This is a genomic window from Streptomyces sp. CB01201, from assembly GCF_002803085.1.
Lineage (GTDB): Bacteria > Actinomycetota > Actinomycetes > Streptomycetales > Streptomycetaceae > Streptomyces > Streptomyces hundungensis.
Map to the genome: position 1 here is coordinate 193479 of NZ_NNBJ01000015.1, position 14761 is coordinate 208239.

The 14761-nt window shown below is 73.0% G+C and carries 14 protein-coding genes; 10 read left to right on the top strand and 4 right to left on the bottom strand.

The annotated features are described in order from the left end of the window. Positions 1 to 183: 183 nt before the first annotated feature. Both sucC and sucD read left to right on the top strand, forming a co-directional pair. Positions 184 to 1362, top strand: a complete 1179-nt coding sequence (sucC, locus tag CG740_RS28895) for an ADP-forming succinate--CoA ligase subunit beta (RefSeq protein WP_100578200.1) — start codon at positions 184 to 186, stop codon at positions 1360 to 1362. A gap of 22 nt (positions 1363 to 1384) precedes the next feature. Further along, complete coding sequence (sucD, locus tag CG740_RS28900; protein WP_100578201.1) at positions 1385 to 2269, top strand: succinate--CoA ligase subunit alpha; 885 nt, start codon at positions 1385 to 1387, stop codon at positions 2267 to 2269. Between the two features lie 109 nt (positions 2270 to 2378). On the opposite strand, the gene CG740_RS28905 is transcribed toward sucD, so the two are convergent. After that, on the bottom strand, positions 2379 to 3782 hold the full coding sequence (locus CG740_RS28905) for a transcriptional regulator (protein ID WP_100578202.1): 1404 nt from the start codon (positions 3780 to 3782) through the stop codon (positions 2379 to 2381). A 173-nt stretch (positions 3783 to 3955) separates the two neighbouring features. On the opposite strand from CG740_RS28905, the gene CG740_RS28910 reads away from it, so the two are divergent. Beyond that, positions 3956 to 5779, top strand: coding sequence for a cell division protein PerM (locus tag CG740_RS28910; protein WP_100578234.1), 1824 nt, complete (start codon positions 3956 to 3958; stop codon positions 5777 to 5779). Between the two features lie 108 nt (positions 5780 to 5887). On the opposite strand, the gene CG740_RS28915 is transcribed toward CG740_RS28910, so the two are convergent. Then, positions 5888 to 6682, bottom strand: coding sequence for a hypothetical protein (locus CG740_RS28915; RefSeq protein WP_100578203.1), 795 nt, complete (start codon positions 6680 to 6682; stop codon positions 5888 to 5890). A 302-nt stretch (positions 6683 to 6984) separates the two neighbouring features. Here CG740_RS28915 and purN point away from each other — a divergent pair, with 302 nt between their 5' ends. Beyond that, positions 6985 to 7617 (top strand): phosphoribosylglycinamide formyltransferase, encoded by a 633-nt coding sequence (gene purN / locus CG740_RS28920; RefSeq protein WP_100578235.1) that lies wholly within the window; start codon positions 6985 to 6987, stop codon positions 7615 to 7617. After that, complete coding sequence (gene purH / locus CG740_RS28925; protein WP_100578204.1) at positions 7544 to 9178, top strand: bifunctional phosphoribosylaminoimidazolecarboxamide formyltransferase/IMP cyclohydrolase; 1635 nt, start codon at positions 7544 to 7546, stop codon at positions 9176 to 9178. The genes purN and purH overlap by 74 nt, the downstream gene beginning before the upstream one ends. Positions 9179 to 9299: 121 nt before the next feature. Here purH and CG740_RS28930 read toward each other — a convergent pair whose 3' ends face one another. Further along, a complete protein-coding gene (locus tag CG740_RS28930; protein WP_100578205.1) occupies positions 9300 to 10052 on the bottom strand; it encodes an RDD family protein in 753 nt (250 codons plus the stop codon). Between the two features lie 206 nt (positions 10053 to 10258). Between CG740_RS28930 and CG740_RS28935 the strand changes: the two genes are divergently transcribed. After that, complete coding sequence (locus tag CG740_RS28935; protein ID WP_100578206.1) at positions 10259 to 11116, top strand: bifunctional methylenetetrahydrofolate dehydrogenase/methenyltetrahydrofolate cyclohydrolase; 858 nt, start codon at positions 10259 to 10261, stop codon at positions 11114 to 11116. A gap of 17 nt (positions 11117 to 11133) precedes the next feature. After that, complete coding sequence (locus tag CG740_RS28940) at positions 11134 to 11622, top strand: DUF3017 domain-containing protein (RefSeq protein WP_100578207.1); 489 nt, start codon at positions 11134 to 11136, stop codon at positions 11620 to 11622. 68 nt (positions 11623 to 11690) lie between these two features. Here CG740_RS28940 and CG740_RS28945 read toward each other — a convergent pair whose 3' ends face one another. After that, the gene (locus tag CG740_RS28945; protein ID WP_100578208.1) at positions 11691 to 12059 is read right to left on the bottom strand and encodes a peptidoglycan-binding domain-containing protein; all 369 of its coding nucleotides are present in this window, start codon (positions 12057 to 12059) and stop codon (positions 11691 to 11693) included. Between the two features lie 266 nt (positions 12060 to 12325). On the opposite strand from CG740_RS28945, the gene CG740_RS28950 reads away from it, so the two are divergent. The 3 genes from CG740_RS28950 to CG740_RS28960 form a co-directional block, all read left to right on the top strand. Further along, a complete protein-coding gene (locus tag CG740_RS28950) occupies positions 12326 to 13492 on the top strand; it encodes a sensor histidine kinase (protein WP_100578209.1) in 1167 nt (388 codons plus the stop codon). Beyond that, positions 13489 to 14154, top strand: a complete 666-nt coding sequence (locus CG740_RS28955; RefSeq protein ID WP_100578210.1) for a response regulator — start codon at positions 13489 to 13491, stop codon at positions 14152 to 14154. The genes CG740_RS28950 and CG740_RS28955 overlap by 4 nt, the downstream gene beginning before the upstream one ends. 212 nt (positions 14155 to 14366) lie before the next feature. Further along, a partial coding sequence (locus CG740_RS28960; RefSeq protein ID WP_159030425.1) for a helix-turn-helix domain-containing protein occupies positions 14367 to 14761 on the top strand: 395 nt, incomplete at its 3' end.

The following is a 14761-nucleotide window of genomic DNA, read 5'->3' on the forward strand; positions in this document are numbered from 1 at the left end:
CACCGCCCAGGTGTGATCCCTGATTTAGGGACCTACGTCCTGCGGAGATAACCTGCGAGACGGACATGCCGCGTACTCGGACACCGTGTACGCCTCCCTCAGTGACAGCGCCGTCACGTTGCCCTTCGCGGCACGCCCAGCAGACAACGGAACCGCGATACCACTGAAAAGGGACGGACGCGCGTGGACCTGTTCGAGTACCAGGCGAGGGACCTCTTCGCCAAGCACGGTGTACCGGTGCTGGCCGGTGAAGTGATCGACACGCCTGAGGCGGCGCGCGAGGCCACTGAGCGTCTCGGCGGCAAGTCGGTCGTCAAGGCGCAGGTGAAGGTCGGCGGCCGCGGCAAGGCCGGCGGCGTGAAGCTGGCCGCCACGCCGGACGAGGCCGTCGCCCGCGCGACGGACATCCTCGGCATGGACATCAAGGGCCACACGGTCCACAAGGTGATGATCGCCGAGCTGTCCCCGGAGATCGAGGCCGAGTACTACGTCTCGTACCTCCTCGACCGCACCAACCGCACCTTCCTCGCCATGGCGTCGGTGCAGGGCGGCATGGACATCGAGGAGGTCGCGGAGAAGACCCCCGAGGCCCTCGCGAAGGTCCCGGTCAACGCCGTGGACGGCGTGGACATCGAGAAGGCCCGCGAGATCGTGGCCCAGGCGAAGTTCCCGGCCGAGGTGGCCGAGGGCGTCGCCGAGGCGATGGTGACCCTGTGGAAGACCTTCGTCGCCGAGGACGCGCTCCTCGTCGAGGTCAACCCGCTGGTGAAGACCAAGGACGGCCGCATCCTGGCCCTCGACGGCAAGGTCTCGCTGGACGAGAACGCCGAGTTCCGCCAGCCCGACCACGAGGCCCTTGAGGACAAGGCCGCGGCCAACCCCCTTGAGGCCGCCGCCAAGGCCAAGAACCTCAACTACGTGAAGCTCGACGGCGAGGTCGGCATCATCGGCAACGGCGCGGGTCTCGTCATGAGCACCCTGGACGTCGTCGCGTACGCCGGTGAGAACCATGGCGGCGTGAAGCCGGCCAACTTCCTCGACATCGGCGGCGGCGCGTCCGCCCAGGTGATGGCGAACGGCCTGGAGATCATCCTCGGCGACGCGGACGTCAAGTCCGTGTTCGTCAACGTCTTCGGTGGCATCACCGCCTGCGACGAGGTCGCCAACGGCATCATCCAGGCGCTGGCCCTGCTCGCCGAGAAGGGCGAAGAGGTCACCAAGCCGCTGGTCGTCCGCCTCGACGGCAACAACGCGGAGCTGGGTCGCAAGATCCTCAGCGACGCCAACCACCCGCTCGTGCAGCGCGTGGACACCATGGACGGCGCGGCCGACAAGGCCGCCGAGCTCGCGGCTGCGAAGTAAGGGAAGAGGTTAAGACACCACCATGGCTATCTTCCTCACCAAGGACAGCAAGGTCATCGTCCAGGGCATGACCGGCGCCACGGGCATGAAGCACACCAAGCTCATGCTGGCCGACGGCACCAACATCGTCGGTGGCGTGAACCCGCGCAAGGCCGGCACCTCCGTCGACTTCGATGGCACCGAGGTCCCGGTCTTCGGCTCCGTCAAGGAAGCGATGGAGAAGACGGGCGCCGACGTCTCCGTCCTCTTCGTGCCGCCGGCCTTCGCCAAGGCCGCCGTCGTCGAGGCGATCGACGCGGAGATCCCCCTGGCCGTCGTCATCACCGAGGGCATCGCGGTCCACGACTCCGCCGCCTTCTGGGCGTACGCGAACGCCAAGGGCAACAAGACCCGCATCATCGGCCCGAACTGCCCGGGTCTGATCACCCCCGGCCAGTCCAACGCCGGCATCATCCCGGGCGACATCACCAAGCCGGGCCGTATCGGCTTGGTGTCGAAGTCCGGCACGCTGACCTACCAGATGATGTACGAGCTGCGCGACATCGGCTTCTCGTCCGCCGTCGGCATCGGTGGCGACCCGGTCATCGGCACCACGCACATCGACGCGCTCGCCGCGTTCGAGGCCGACCCCGACACCGACCTGATCGTGATGATCGGCGAGATCGGCGGCGACGCCGAGGAGCGTGCGGCCGACTACATCAAGGCCAACGTCACCAAGCCGGTCGTCGGCTACGTCGCGGGCTTCACCGCGCCCGAGGGCAAGACCATGGGCCACGCCGGCGCCATCGTCTCCGGCTCCTCCGGCACCGCCCAGGCGAAGAAGGAGGCCCTGGAGGCCGCCGGCGTCAAGGTCGGCAAGACGCCGACCGAGACCGCCAAGCTCGCGCGCGCCATCCTCGGCAGCTGAGCCGGGCCGCGCGGGGCTGAGCTCCACGCGTACGCAGGAAGGGCCCGCACCCCGAGGGGTGCGGGCCCTTCCTGCGTAGCCGGGCGCGGTCCTGCGCGGGCGGGCGCGGTCAGCGGATGTCGAGGACCAGGCGGTGCGGTCCGCGGGCCGGTTCCGTGCGCAGCTTGTTGCGCAGTTCGAGGTCCTCGCCGGTCAGCCGCTGCGGGCCGTGGTTGACGGGGACCCCGCCGACGCGTTCACCGATCGGCACCGGACGCACATGGTGGTGCGGCACCGTCACCACGGTGAAGGCCGTCGCGCTCACGATCAGAGTGGTGAAGGCGATCGCGGCCCGGGTCCAGAACCGGCGCCGGCGCTCGCCCCCGGTGCGGACGACCGGCGCGGACGGCAGCCGGGTGACGGAGTCCGGCCCGGCCTGCGCGAGGTCGGTGATGCGCTTGCGCAGGTCCGCCGAGAGGGCCTGCGGGGTCGTGGCGCGGGCCGCCGCCGCGGGCACCCGGTCGAGGATCGCGGTCCGGGCGTTCAGGACCCGGTTGGCGGCCGCCGGGGTGCTGGCCTCGGTCTCGGCCGCGGTCTCCGGCAGGTCGAGCCCGACCCCGTCGTACAGCAGCACCGTGCGGCGGTAGGCGGGCGGCAGATCGAGCAGCGCGTCCAACAGCGCCCTGCGTTCGGGCTCGGCGGGGGGCTGGTCGGGGCGCTTGTGGGCGCGCCGGAAGCGATGCCAGGGGGCCATCGCGTACTCGTACGCCGCCGCCCGCACCCAGCCCGCGGGATCCCGGTCGGTGGCGACCTCGGGCCAGTTCTCCCAGGCCAGGTGGAAGGCCCGCTCCACCGATTCCCGCGCGAGCCGGGTGCGTCCGGTCAGCAGATACGTCTGCCGGGCGAGATCGGGCGCGATGGCGGTGTAGAGCGTGTCGAACGCCTCCGCGGGGGAGAGCCTGTGCGGCACCGAGGCCTGCTCGGGCAGTGCCTCGGCGAGGGTGGCCGGGGCCGCGGGTGCGCTGGAGGCCGCGCCCTTGGCCGGTGTGCCGTGGCCGGCGGCTGCGACGGGCCTGAGTTCCCTGGTGGGGACCGGCACGGGCGCCGATGCGGCGGGCTCGGGCCCGGCCTTCGTCGGGTGCCCCTTCGCCCTCTGCTCGGCGGGCGGGGCGGGCTGCTCGGCGGACTCGGCCTGCCCGCCGGATTCGGCCGCATCCGGAGGGGCCGCCTCCCGGGGCTCGGTGAGGCCGCCGTCCGGGCCGGGATCGGCAGTGCTGTCGTCCGCCAGCTCCGCCAGTTCCGCCAGTTCCGCCTCGATGGTGGCGAGGAAGCGGGCGTAGGTCTGGCCCTTGCGCCCGCGCGGAGTGGTGCGGCCGGTCTCCCACGAGCGTACGGTCGCCCGCGTGACGCCGACGGCCGAAGCGACCTGCGCCTCGCTCAGGTCCTTCGCCTCGCGCAGCCGGCGCCGCTCCTTGGGAGTGGGCAGGGGGGACATGGCATCGGTGTCCTTGGTATCGGCCGTGCTCTGTGTCATGAAGGGCTCCCAGGGCTCCCCGCGAAGGCCGTATCGGCTGTTGCACCCGGAGCGGCGCAGCGGAAAATGCCCCAGGTGAAAAAGTACATAACCGTATATTGAGCGACACATCGGGCATTGGCCTGTTACGCGGAGAAAGCGCGTGTCGTTGGCAGCATGGCCGGGTGACCCAAGTGACCGAGCGCAGCCTGCCGTTGCTTCCCGTCAAGGCGCGCCCCTCCGTGCTGGCTACCTGTTTCCTGCGTGGCGCGATCGCGGCGGGGCTCGGGCTCGGCGCCCTGGCCGTGCTCGTGATGGTGCTGTGGATCAGCTCCCCCTACCCCGACAGCGGGCCCGGCGGCGCCCTGCGCACGGCCGCCTCGCTGTGGCTGCTCGCGCACGGGGCGCAGCTGGTCAGACCCGAGACGCTGACCGGCTCTCCGGCCCCGGTCGGCCTGGTCCCGCTGCTCCTGGTGGCGCTGCCCGGCTGGCTCGCCCACCGGGCGGCCCGCGATGTGCTGATGCCCGAAGAGGACGAGGACGAGGGCGAGGGATACGCGGACGAGCCCACCGGCCCGCTGCCCTCCGGCTGGGCCGTGTTCGGGGCGGTGACCTGCGGATACCTCGTGATCGCGACGGCCACCGTGCTGTACGCGGCTGCCGGTCCGCTGCCCGCCGACCCGCTGACCGCCGCGTGGCGGTTGCCGCTCACGGTGGCGCTCGCGACCGCCGCCGGGGTCTGGACCGCCCATGGCCGCCCGCTCGGCCCCCTTCCCGAACGCGTCCCGGCGCGGGTGCGGGCCCTGCTCCTGGACGTTCGCACCAGTGCGGCCGCCCGGGCCGCCGGGGCCGCCGTCGCGGTGCTGCTCGGCGGTGGGGCGCTGCTCGCGGGCGCCGGGCTGGCCTGGCACATCGGGATGGCCGAGGACGCGTTCCTCCGGCTCGCGGAGGACTGGTCGGGCCGCCTGGCGGTGCTGCTGCTCGCCCTCGCCCTGGTGCCGAACGCGGCGGTGTGGGGAGCGGCGTACGGGCTCGGGCCCGGCTTCGCCGTCGGCACGGGGGCGGCGGCCGGACCCCTCGGAGTGGCCGGCACCCCGGCCCTGCCGCACTTCCCCCTCCTGGCCGCCGTGCCGACCGGAGGGCACGGTTCCTGGTGGAACTGGGCGGCGGCCGGGGTGCCGCTCGCGGCCGGTCTCGTCCTGGCCCGCTTCACCGCGCGGGCGGCCGTGGCCGAGGGGTGGGGGCGCCGCGGGACCGCGCGGGCCGCGCTGCTCGGGGCGGTGCTGTGCGGCTGCGCGCTCGCGGGCCTCGCTGCGGTGGCGGGCGGCCCGCTGGGCACGGGGGCCCTCGCCGCGCTGGGTCCTGTCTGGTGGCGTACCGGGGGCGCGGCGCTGTTGTGGGCGGCCGTGGTGGGGGTGCCGGCGGCGGTGGGGCTGCGGGCCTGGCGGCTGCGCGGGGCCGTGCCCCGGCGCTCGCTGCGGGCCCGGATCGCGGGGGTGTTCTCGTGGCGGCCCCGCCGGGGCCGGGGCGCCGCCGTACCGGGATCCGGCCCGGTCCCGGTGCCGGGGCCGGTGGGCGGCGACAGTTCGGCCGACGAGGAGGCGTACGACTTCCTGCCCGTCGGCGGGGGTGCCCTGTGGCACGAGGACGGGGCTCGGGAGGCCCGGTGGGCCGCGCTCAAGGAGGCCTCGGGCGGGCTGATGGCGGACATCCCGGCGGCCGGGGCGGAGCTCTCCCCGCCCTGGCCCCTCCCGAACCCGGGCGCCGCCCCGGACCCCGCTCCGCAGACGCCGGGCGGGCTGGATGCCGCTCGGCCGAAGGCCGACCCCGGACCCGTACCGGAAGGCGGCCCGCTGCCCGGCCCGGTGCTCGGCCCGCTGCCCGGCCCCGTACCGGAGCCCGTACGGGAATCCGGGCCGCACCCCGACCACGCCCCCGAGCCCGGCTCGCCCCCCGGCCCCGCACCGGAATCCGAGCCGCACGCCGACCCGGACCCACGCAGGTCCGATCCCGCGTAGGTCCGGACCCGAGCCGACCCGGACCCGGACCCGGACCCGCTCAAGATCCGGCCCCACACAAGATCCGGTCCCGAATCGCCCGGTTGGGCGCCCGCGCCCGGCCGGGCGCTATTCCTTCACGCCGAACAGCGGGACCAGCTTGTGGGGGAGGAGGTCGTTGCAGGAGAGCTGGCCCGTCTTGGTCAGGGCGTCGTCCACACAGGTGTAGTAGTCGCGGTACACGAGCTGCATCGTGAAGCTCGACGCCACCACGGTCAGCGCGAGGACCGCCGTGACCAGGCCGGTCACCGCCGCCGTCACCTGCGGCCTGCCCGAAGCCGAGGCTGCCGGGGGCGCCGGGGGCGCCGGGGGCGCCTGCGAGGCACCAGGAGTGGGCGAGGCCGGGGACGGGGCCTCGGGCGGCTTCGGCTTGGCGCGCAGCGAGCTGATCGCCCAGTACAGACCGAGGGCGCCGAGGAGCAGCGCGATCTCCGCCATGTCGAACAGGGCGAAGAAGAAGGCCCACATCCCGGAGAGCAGGGCGTACCGGGCGCGGCGCTGCGCCGGGTCCGTGGGGTCCCAGCGCAGGCCGGGCGGGGGCGGCGGGTTCTGGCCCGGGCCGCCCTCGGGGCGCTCGGGGCGCCGGCCGAAGCCGCCCGGCGCCCGCCCCGGCTGCTGGTCGCTCCACTGGCTGCCCCAGGGCGAGCCCTGCTGGTCGTCGCCCTCGCCCGAGGCCGGCCGGCGCGGCTGCCAGGGCTGGTCGGGGCTGCCCTCCGCCGGCGGGGCGAAGGGATTGTCGTCGGAGCCCGCTCCGGTGCCGCTTCCTGAGCCCTCGGGCCCCGAGCTTCCCGGGTCCGTCGGACGAGGGGAGCCGGGGGTGGAGGACTGGCGGGCTGCGAACAGCTGGTGGCGTCGGTCCGGCATCTGGTGAACGTCTTCCCCTCGGACCCGTCACCGGCCGGTCGGGCCAGGGGGTCGCATCTCGCAAACAAGTAAGTGAGACAGGTCTCGTCTCGCGGCGTCCTCCCAGACGCTACCTGGCGGTCCGGCCCCCGTCCCGTGGGGGCCGTCCGGTGTGCCGGTATCGTTGCTGACGGTCGGCGCTTTCGTAGAGTTCCCCGTATCGAGGGGCGCGATTCGTTCGTACGACCACACAAAGACGTACGACCGCGAGAAAGAGCCCCGCTGTGGCCTCCCCGCCCCCCTCCGCGTCCGCCTCTCCGCCCGTGCGGACAGCCCGTCCCGCCCGCCTGGTGGTGCTGGTGTCCGGGTCGGGCACGAACCTCCAGGCCCTGCTCGACGCCATCGCCGCCGATCCGGGCGGCTACGGCGCCGAGATCGTGGCCGTGGGCGCCGACCGGGATTCCATCGTCGGCCTGGAGCGCGCCGAGCGGGCCGGGATCCCGACCTTCGTCTGCCGGGTCAAGGACCACGGCTCGCGCGCGGAGTGGGACGCGGCGCTCGCCGCCGCCACCGGGGCATACGCACCGGACCTGGTCGTCTCGGCCGGGTTCATGAAGATCGTGGGCAAGGAGTTCCTCGCCCGGTTCGGCGGCCGGGTGGTCAACACCCACCCCGCGCTGCTCCCCAGTTTTCCCGGAGCCCACGGCGTACGCGACGCGCTCGCGTACGGCGCCAGGGTCACCGGGTGCACCGTCCACTTCGTCGACGACGGCGTCGACACCGGCCCGATCATCGCCCAGGGCGTGGTCGAGATCCGGGACGAGGACGATGAAGCCGCTCTGCACGAGCGGATCAAGGAAGTCGAGCGACGGCTGCTCGTCGATGTCGTGGGGCGCCTGGCCCGCAACGGCTACCGCATTGAGGGACGAAAGGTTCAGATCGGTGAACTCGGTTAGTACGGACACCGTCAAGCCCATCCGGCGGGCGCTGGTCAGCGTCTACGACAAGACGGGCCTGGAGGAGCTGGCGCAAGGGCTCCACGCGGCCGGGGTCGAGCTGGTGTCCACCGGGTCGACCGCCGCGAAGATCGCCGCCGCCGGGGTGCCCGTCACCAAGGTCGAGGAACTCACCGGGTTCCCCGAGTGTCTCGACGGGCGGGTCAAGACGCTGCACCCCAAGGTGCACGCGGGCATCCTCGCCGACCTGCGCCTGGACGCCCACCGGGCGCAGCTCGACGAGCTGGGCGTGCGGCCCTTCGAGCTCGTCGTGGTCAACCTCTACCCGTTCAAGGAGACCGTCGCCTCCGGCGCGAGCCCCGACGAGTGCGTGGAGCAGATCGACATCGGCGGCCCCTCGATGGTCCGCGCCGCCGCCAAGAACCACCCCTCGGTCGCCGTGGTCACCAGCCCGGGGCGGTACGCGGCCGTGCTCGACGCCGTCAAGAACGGCGGCTTCGACCTGACCGCCCGCAAGCGGCTCGCGGCCGAGGCCTTCCAGCACACCGCCGCGTACGACGTGGCCGTGGCGTCCTGGATGACCAACGTGTACGCGCCCGAGGAGGGCGAGGCCCCGCTGCCCGAGTTCCTCGGCGCCACCTGGGAGCGCAAGTCCGCGCTGCGCTACGGCGAGAACCCGCACCAGGCCGCGGCCCTCTACACCGACGGTCAGCCGGGCGGGCTCGCCAACGCCGAGCAGCTGCACGGCAAGGAGATGTCCTTCAACAACTACGTGGACACCGAGGCCGCGCGCCGCGCCGCCTACGACCACGACGACCCCTGCGTCGCGATCATCAAGCACGCCAACCCGTGCGGCATCGCGGTCGACGCGGACCTCGCGGCCGCGCACCGCAAGGCGCACGAGTGCGACCCGCTGTCCGCGTTCGGCGGCGTCATCGCCGTCAACCGGCCGGTGACCGTGGCGATGGCCGAGCAGGTCGCCGAGATCTTCACCGAGGTCATCGCGGCCCCGGACTACGAGGACGGCGCGGTCGAGGTGCTGGCCCGCAAGAAGAACATCCGGGTGCTCAAGGTGGCCGGCACCCCGCACCAGCCGGGCGACCTCAAGTCGATCTCGGGCGGCGCGGTGCTCCAGCACACCGACCTCTTCCAGGCCGAGGGCGACGACCCCGCGAACTGGACGCTGGCCAGCGGAGAGGCCCTGGACGAGGCCGAGTTGAAGGAACTCGCCTTCGCCTGGGTGGCCTGCCGGGCCGTCAAGTCCAACGCGATCCTGCTCGCCAAGGACGGGGCCTCGGTCGGCGTCGGCATGGGCCAGGTCAACCGGGTCGACTCCGCGAAGCTCGCGGTGGAGCGGGCCGGCGAGGAGCGGGCGCGCGGCTCGTACGCCGCGTCCGACGCGTTCTTCCCGTTCCCCGACGGCTTCGAGATCCTGGCGAACGCCGGGGTCAAGGCCGTGGTCCAGCCCGGCGGTTCGGTCCGCGACGAGCTGGTGGTCGAGGCGGCGAAGAAGGCGGGCGTGACGATGTACTTCACCGGCACGCGCCACTTCTTCCACTGACCCGGAACGGCTGACCGCGGGCCGACCGAGGGCGGCCGGCCCCGGCCGGCGGCCCGGACACGCGAAGGGCCGCGCCCCCTCTGCGGGGAGCGCGGCCCGGTGTCCTCACGGACGGAGGCGGTTACGCCTTCTTGATCACCAGCGTGCCGGCGGCCCGGTCGTGCCAGCCCTGAAGCTTGCCCGAGTTGTCGAAGAACGGCGACAGGTAGACCAGGAGCTGACCGATGCCGCAGATGAACGCGCCGACCATCGGGATGATCCAGCGGATGAAGCCGCCGCCGAGGCCCGGGTTCTGACCCGTGGACTCCTTGACGACCTTCAGGCCGAGCGCCATCTTGCCGAGGGTGGCACCCGCGAGCGAGATCATCAGCCACTCGTAGAGGAGGGTGATCACGCCGAACAGCAGCAGGGCGCCGAAGAAGGCGCCCACGATGCTGGAACTCGCGTTGTTGACGCAGTTCGAGTAGTCGGCGGAGTTGACGTCGCACTTCTTGGCCGCGCCGACCGCACCGGACACACCGGCGATCATCAGGACGAGGTAGATGGCACCGATGATCAGCCCGTCGATCACACGGGCGCCGAACCGGCGGCCCATGGTGGCGACCTCGACCGTGCCGAGCACCGGCACGTTGATGTAGCCGTTGTTGGCCTGGAGGGTGCCGGGCGCCTGCGGGTAGCCGTAGCCCGGCGCCTGACCGGGGGCCTGGCCCTGCTGCTGCGGGTAGCCGTACCCCTGCGGGGGGACGCCCTGGGGGGCCTGCTGGCCCTGCGGGTAGCCGTAGCCGGGCTGGCCCTGCTGCTGGCCGTAGGGGCCGCCCTGCGGCGGCTGCTGGGGCTGCTGCCCGTAGGGGTTGTTCGGATCGCCGAAGCTCATGGCGGACATTCCTCCGTTGGGTGTTGCGGGGACGACGCGGCCCGAGCGGAGGAATGGCTGTGATGAGCGGACCGCCCCCCGGCACTGCCCGCGGCACTGCGCGGATCATCGTTCTAAATAAGACATAAGTTTGTCCAGCCAGTTGCTGGATGTGTTGTGCAAGTGCAACTTGGGCGATCATGCGTCGCCCTGAAAGAATGGGAAACATGACCGCCCAGATTCTCGATGGCAAGGCCACCGCCGCAGCGATCAAGTCCGAACTGGCCGTCCGTGTGGCGGCCCTGAAGGAGCGGGGCGTCACCCCCGGCCTGGGAACCGTGCTGGTCGGGGAGGACCCCGGCAGCCAGAAGTACGTCGCGGGCAAGCACCGCGACTGCGCTCAGGTCGGCATCGCCTCCATCCAGCGCGAGCTGCCCGCGACCGCGACGCAGGACGAGATCGAGGCGGTGGTACGGGAGTTGAACGAGGACCCCGCCTGCACCGGCTACATCGTCCAGCTGCCGCTGCCCAAGGGCATCGACGAGAACCGCATCCTGGAGCTGATGGACCCGGCGAAGGACGCCGACGGTCTGCACCCCACGAACCTCGGGCGCCTGGTCCTCAACGAGCCGGGCCCGCTGCCCTGCACGCCGTACGGCATCATCCAGCTGCTCCGCAAGCACGGCGTGGAGATCAACGGGGCCGAGGTCGTCGTGGTCGGACGCGGGGTCACCATCGGGCGCTCGATGCCGCTGCTGCTCACCCGGCGCTCCGAGAACGCCACGGTCACCCAGTGCCACACCGGCACCCGTGACCTGTCGGCGCACCTGAAGCTGGCGGACATCGTCATCGCCGCGGCCGGCGTCCCGCATCTGATCAAGCCGGAGGACGTGAAGCCGGGCGCGGCCGTGCTCGACGTCGGCGTGAGCCGCGACGAGACCGGCAAGATCGTCGGCGATGTGCACCCCGGCGTCGCCGAGGTGGCCGGCTGGCTGTCGCCGAACCCGGGCGGAGTGGGTCCGATGACCCGCGCCCAACTACTCGTCAACGTGGTGGAGGCGGCCGAGCTCGCCGCCGCGCGCTGACCGGAAAGGTCTGAGGCATGGGTGCTGGTACGAGTCACGAGCCGTCGAAGGGCGCGGAGCAGCCGTCCGCCGAGGGCGAGTCCGCGCCGTCGGAGCCGGCCCGCGCGGGCGGTTCGCGGCGGTTCCCCTCCATCACACGGGACACCGCGCGCCCGGAGGGCGGCGGCCGGGCCGCGCCGCGTGACGCCTCCGCACCCGCCCGTCAGTGGCCGCTGCTCTCGGTCCTGGTCGCGGTCGGCCTCGGGCTCCTGATAGTGGCGACCGAGCCGTTCGGGCAGGCGTTCCGGATCGGGCTGATCATCATCGGTGCCGCCCTCATCGCGGGCGCGGCCCTGCGCTGGACGCTGCCGTCCGTGGGGATGCTCGCCGTCAGGTCCCGGTTCACCGACATCACCACGTACGGAGTGCTCGGTGTGGCCATCGTGCTGCTCTCCCTCATGGCCCAGCCCCGGCCCTGGCTGAACGTGCCGTTCCTGGAGGACGCGGTCCACTTCACGGTCCGCTAGCCCCCCCGCGACGGCGGACGGCCCGCACTCTCCCCCGGGTGAGTGCGGGCCGTCGCCGTCGCGGTGGATCAGCAGGCGGAGTGCTTCAGGGCGCTCCACGTCTTGGGCCCGACGATCCCGTCGACCGGCATGTGACACATGGTCTTCACCCGGGTCTGGAACTCACGGACGGCGTGATCGGTGTCGCTGCCGAACGAGCCGTCGACGCCGTACGGGCCGATGTTGACGTTCCAGTGCTTGAGCAGGCACTGGGCCTCCTTCACCGCGGCACCGGAGCTGCCCTTGCTGATCTCCGGCTGCGAGTCGGTGTACTTGCAGCCGTACGCGCCGACGACACTCGCGGAGGCCGGTGCGGCCGAGGCCACGGGTGCGATGGCCAGGCCGGTGCCGATGGCGGTCGCCGTGACGGCGAGAACGAGACGCTTGCGTACGTTCATGGGTGCTGGTTTCCCTCCCGGTACGGGCCGGGTCCCCCCGTTGGGTCCCCCGAGTTGGCCCGTGCTGCGCGGCCACGCGGTGGTGGTGGTCGACCGGAACCGCGGTGCCGCTGGGCCAAGAAGCTACGGGCGCGGCCCCGCCCCGGTCGTCCCGCGCCGGGTTGAACTCCCGCCACCACCAAGGCGGTAGCGCCGTGAATCCTGCAACTTCTGCGGTACAGCGCGCAGTTGACGTCACCTCCCGGCCGCGCGGCTACGCTGCCACGATGCGGATCCGCCCCCAGCTCGCCGATGCGCTCATCGCCGTGGTGCTGACCTGTGTCTCCGTGGTGCTCGGCCAGGAGTCGGCGCGGCAGGGCTGGAGCCCGCTCGACGGCTGGGGCTACGCGACGGCCGTCCTGGCCGGGCTGCCGCTCGCGTTCCGCGTCCGGGCGCCGCTCGTGGTGCTGCTCTGGTCCCATCTGGCCTTCGTGGTGTACGTGGCCGGCGGCTACTGGCCCGTCGTGGGCACCTTCGGCCCGATGCTGGCGCTGTACACGGTCGCGTCCCTGTGCCGGCTGCGGACGGCGGTGCTGTGCGGCTTCGTCATGGCGGGGGCCTGGGTGTACGCGGGCGTGGCGAGCCCGCGCGCGGAGATGGCGTCCGTCGTCGCCGAGGCCCTGGTCTATCCGCTGGTCCTGGTCCGCTTCGGGGTGCTGGCCCGCCGCTCCACCGAGCTCACCCGCCAGCTGCGGCGGGAACAGGCCGAACGGGCCCGGCGCGAGGTGGCGGCCGAACGCGGCCGGATAGCAAGGGAGTTGCACGACGTGGTGGCCCACCACATGTCGGTGATCTCCGTGCAGGCCGGTCTCGCCGGGTTCGTCTTCAGCAGCGATCCCGCCACCGCCCGGGCCGCGCTCTCCACCATCTCCGGCACCAGCGCCGAGGCCCTGGAGGAGCTGCGCCGGATGCTCCGGGTGCTGCGCGAGGCCGAGGACACCGCCCCTGCGGCCCCGATGCCCGGCCTCGCCCGGGTGGCTGAGCTGGTGGAGCGGGTCCGGGGCGGCGGCGTCGACGTCACCCTGCGCACCCTCGGCGCCCCGCGCCCGCTGGCCCCGGGCGTCGAGCTGTGCGCCTACCGCGTGGTGCAGGAGGCCCTCACCAACGTACTGAAGCACGCGCCGGACAGCCGGGCCGAGGTGCAACTGCGGTACGAGGCACACCAGTTGGCCGTTTCCGTCATCAATGGGCGCGACGAGCCCCGGCGCCAAGGCGCGATTCAGGACAGAGTGCGCACGGGCGGCGGGCACGGCTTGATTGGCATGCGGGAGCGGGCCAAGCTCTACGGCGGGTCGATCAGTATCGGCCCGCGGAGCGAAGGCGGGTTCGCCGTGACCCTGACCCTGCCGACCTCCGCCGGGGCGCTCTCGGGGGAAGAAGACGCATCGGGATGATCAGGGTGCTCGTCGTCGACGACCAGTTCCTCATCCGGGCCGGCCTGGTCGGGCTGCTGCGGGCCGCGCCCGGGTTCGAGGTGGTGGGCGAGGCGGGTGACGGCGCCGAAGCGGTGCGCCAGGCCGCCGCGACCCGGCCCGACGTGATCCTCATGGACGTCCGGATGCCCGGCATGACCGGCATCGAGGCCACCGCTCGGATCCTCGCCGGGGCCCCGGACCCCGCACCCCGCATCCTGATCCTGACCACCTTCGACCTCGACGAGTACGTGTACGACGCGCTGCGCGCCGGGGCCGCCGGGTTCCTCCTGAAGGACTCCGGGCCGGAGCGGCTGCTCGCGGCGATCGCCGCGGTCGGCGGCGGCGACGGGCTCTTCGCGCCGAGCGTCACCCGGCGTCTGGTCGAGGCGTTCGCCCGACGGCCCGAGGCGGGGCAGGCCGTCGAACTCGGCGTGCTCACCGCCCGTGAGACCGAGGTGCTCCGGCTCACCGCCCGCGGCCTGTCGAACCTGGAGATCGCCGATCAGCTGTTCATCAGCGAGGCCACCGTCAAGACCCACCTCAACCGGGCCATGAGCAAACTGGACCTGGGCAGCCGGGCCCAGGCGGTGGTGGTGGCGTACGAGAGCGGCCTGGTCACCCCGGGCGGCCCCCGAACCTGACCCCCGGCCTGCCCCCGAACCCGACCCCCGCCCCCGACCTCCGGCTCCCGACCTCCGGCTCCCGACCTCCGGCTCCCGACCTCGGCGCCGCCTCTGGACGGCCCTCCGCCGCCGCCTCTGACCACTGTGTTCGTCCCGGTGCGCTCCACTGCGGGACCTGACATCCTGGGGCCCGTGCATCCCTGGGGTGGCGACGGACGGAGGGGGAAGCGATGCCTCGCTGGAAGGCGCTGCCGGACGAACTCGACCCGCAGGTCAGGGAGTTCGCGAGCCAGCTGCGCAGGCTGGTGGACCGCAGCGGGCTCAGCGTCGCCGCGGTCGCCGAGCGCACCGGCTACAGCAGGACCTCGTGGGAGCGCTATCTCGCCGGCCGCCTCCTCGCCCCCAAGGCCGCCGTCCTCGCGCTCGCCGAGGTCACCGGCACGAGCCCCGTCCACCTGACCACCATGTGGGAGCTGGCCGAGCGGGCCTGGAGCCGCTCGGAGCAGCGCCACGAGCGCATGACGGAGGCCGCGCGGGCGGACCGGGCGCGGACCGCGCCCGGCGCGTCCGGGCCCGCCCGCCCGGCCGGGCCGCCGGCGGACGAGGGGGCCGCCGAGCGGCGCCC

What these genes read in the sequence shown, in the direction of transcription:
- CG740_RS28940 (WP_100578207.1), top strand. Translation starts at nt 11,134, where the DNA reads ATGGGTGCTGGTACGAGTCACGAGCCGTCGAAGGGCGCGGAGCAGCCG.
- CG740_RS28930 (WP_100578205.1), bottom strand. Translation starts at nt 10,052, where the DNA reads ATGAGCTTCGGCGATCCGAACAACCCCTACGGGCAGCAGCCCCAGCAG.
- CG740_RS28945 (WP_100578208.1), bottom strand. Translation starts at nt 12,059, where the DNA reads ATGAACGTACGCAAGCGTCTCGTTCTCGCCGTCACGGCGACCGCCATC.
- CG740_RS28905 (WP_100578202.1), bottom strand. Translation starts at nt 3,782, where the DNA reads ATGACACAGAGCACGGCCGATACCAAGGACACCGATGCCATGTCCCCC.
- purH (WP_100578204.1), top strand. Translation starts at nt 7,544, where the DNA reads ATGTCGTGGGGCGCCTGGCCCGCAACGGCTACCGCATTGAGGGACGAA.
- CG740_RS28915 (WP_100578203.1), bottom strand. Translation starts at nt 6,682, where the DNA reads ATGCCGGACCGACGCCACCAGCTGTTCGCAGCCCGCCAGTCCTCCACC.
- sucD (WP_100578201.1), top strand. Translation starts at nt 1,385, where the DNA reads ATGGCTATCTTCCTCACCAAGGACAGCAAGGTCATCGTCCAGGGCATG.
- CG740_RS28935 (WP_100578206.1), top strand. Translation starts at nt 10,259, where the DNA reads ATGACCGCCCAGATTCTCGATGGCAAGGCCACCGCCGCAGCGATCAAG.
- CG740_RS28955 (WP_100578210.1), top strand. Translation starts at nt 13,489, where the DNA reads ATGATCAGGGTGCTCGTCGTCGACGACCAGTTCCTCATCCGGGCCGGC.
- CG740_RS28950 (WP_100578209.1), top strand. Translation starts at nt 12,326, where the DNA reads ATGCGGATCCGCCCCCAGCTCGCCGATGCGCTCATCGCCGTGGTGCTG.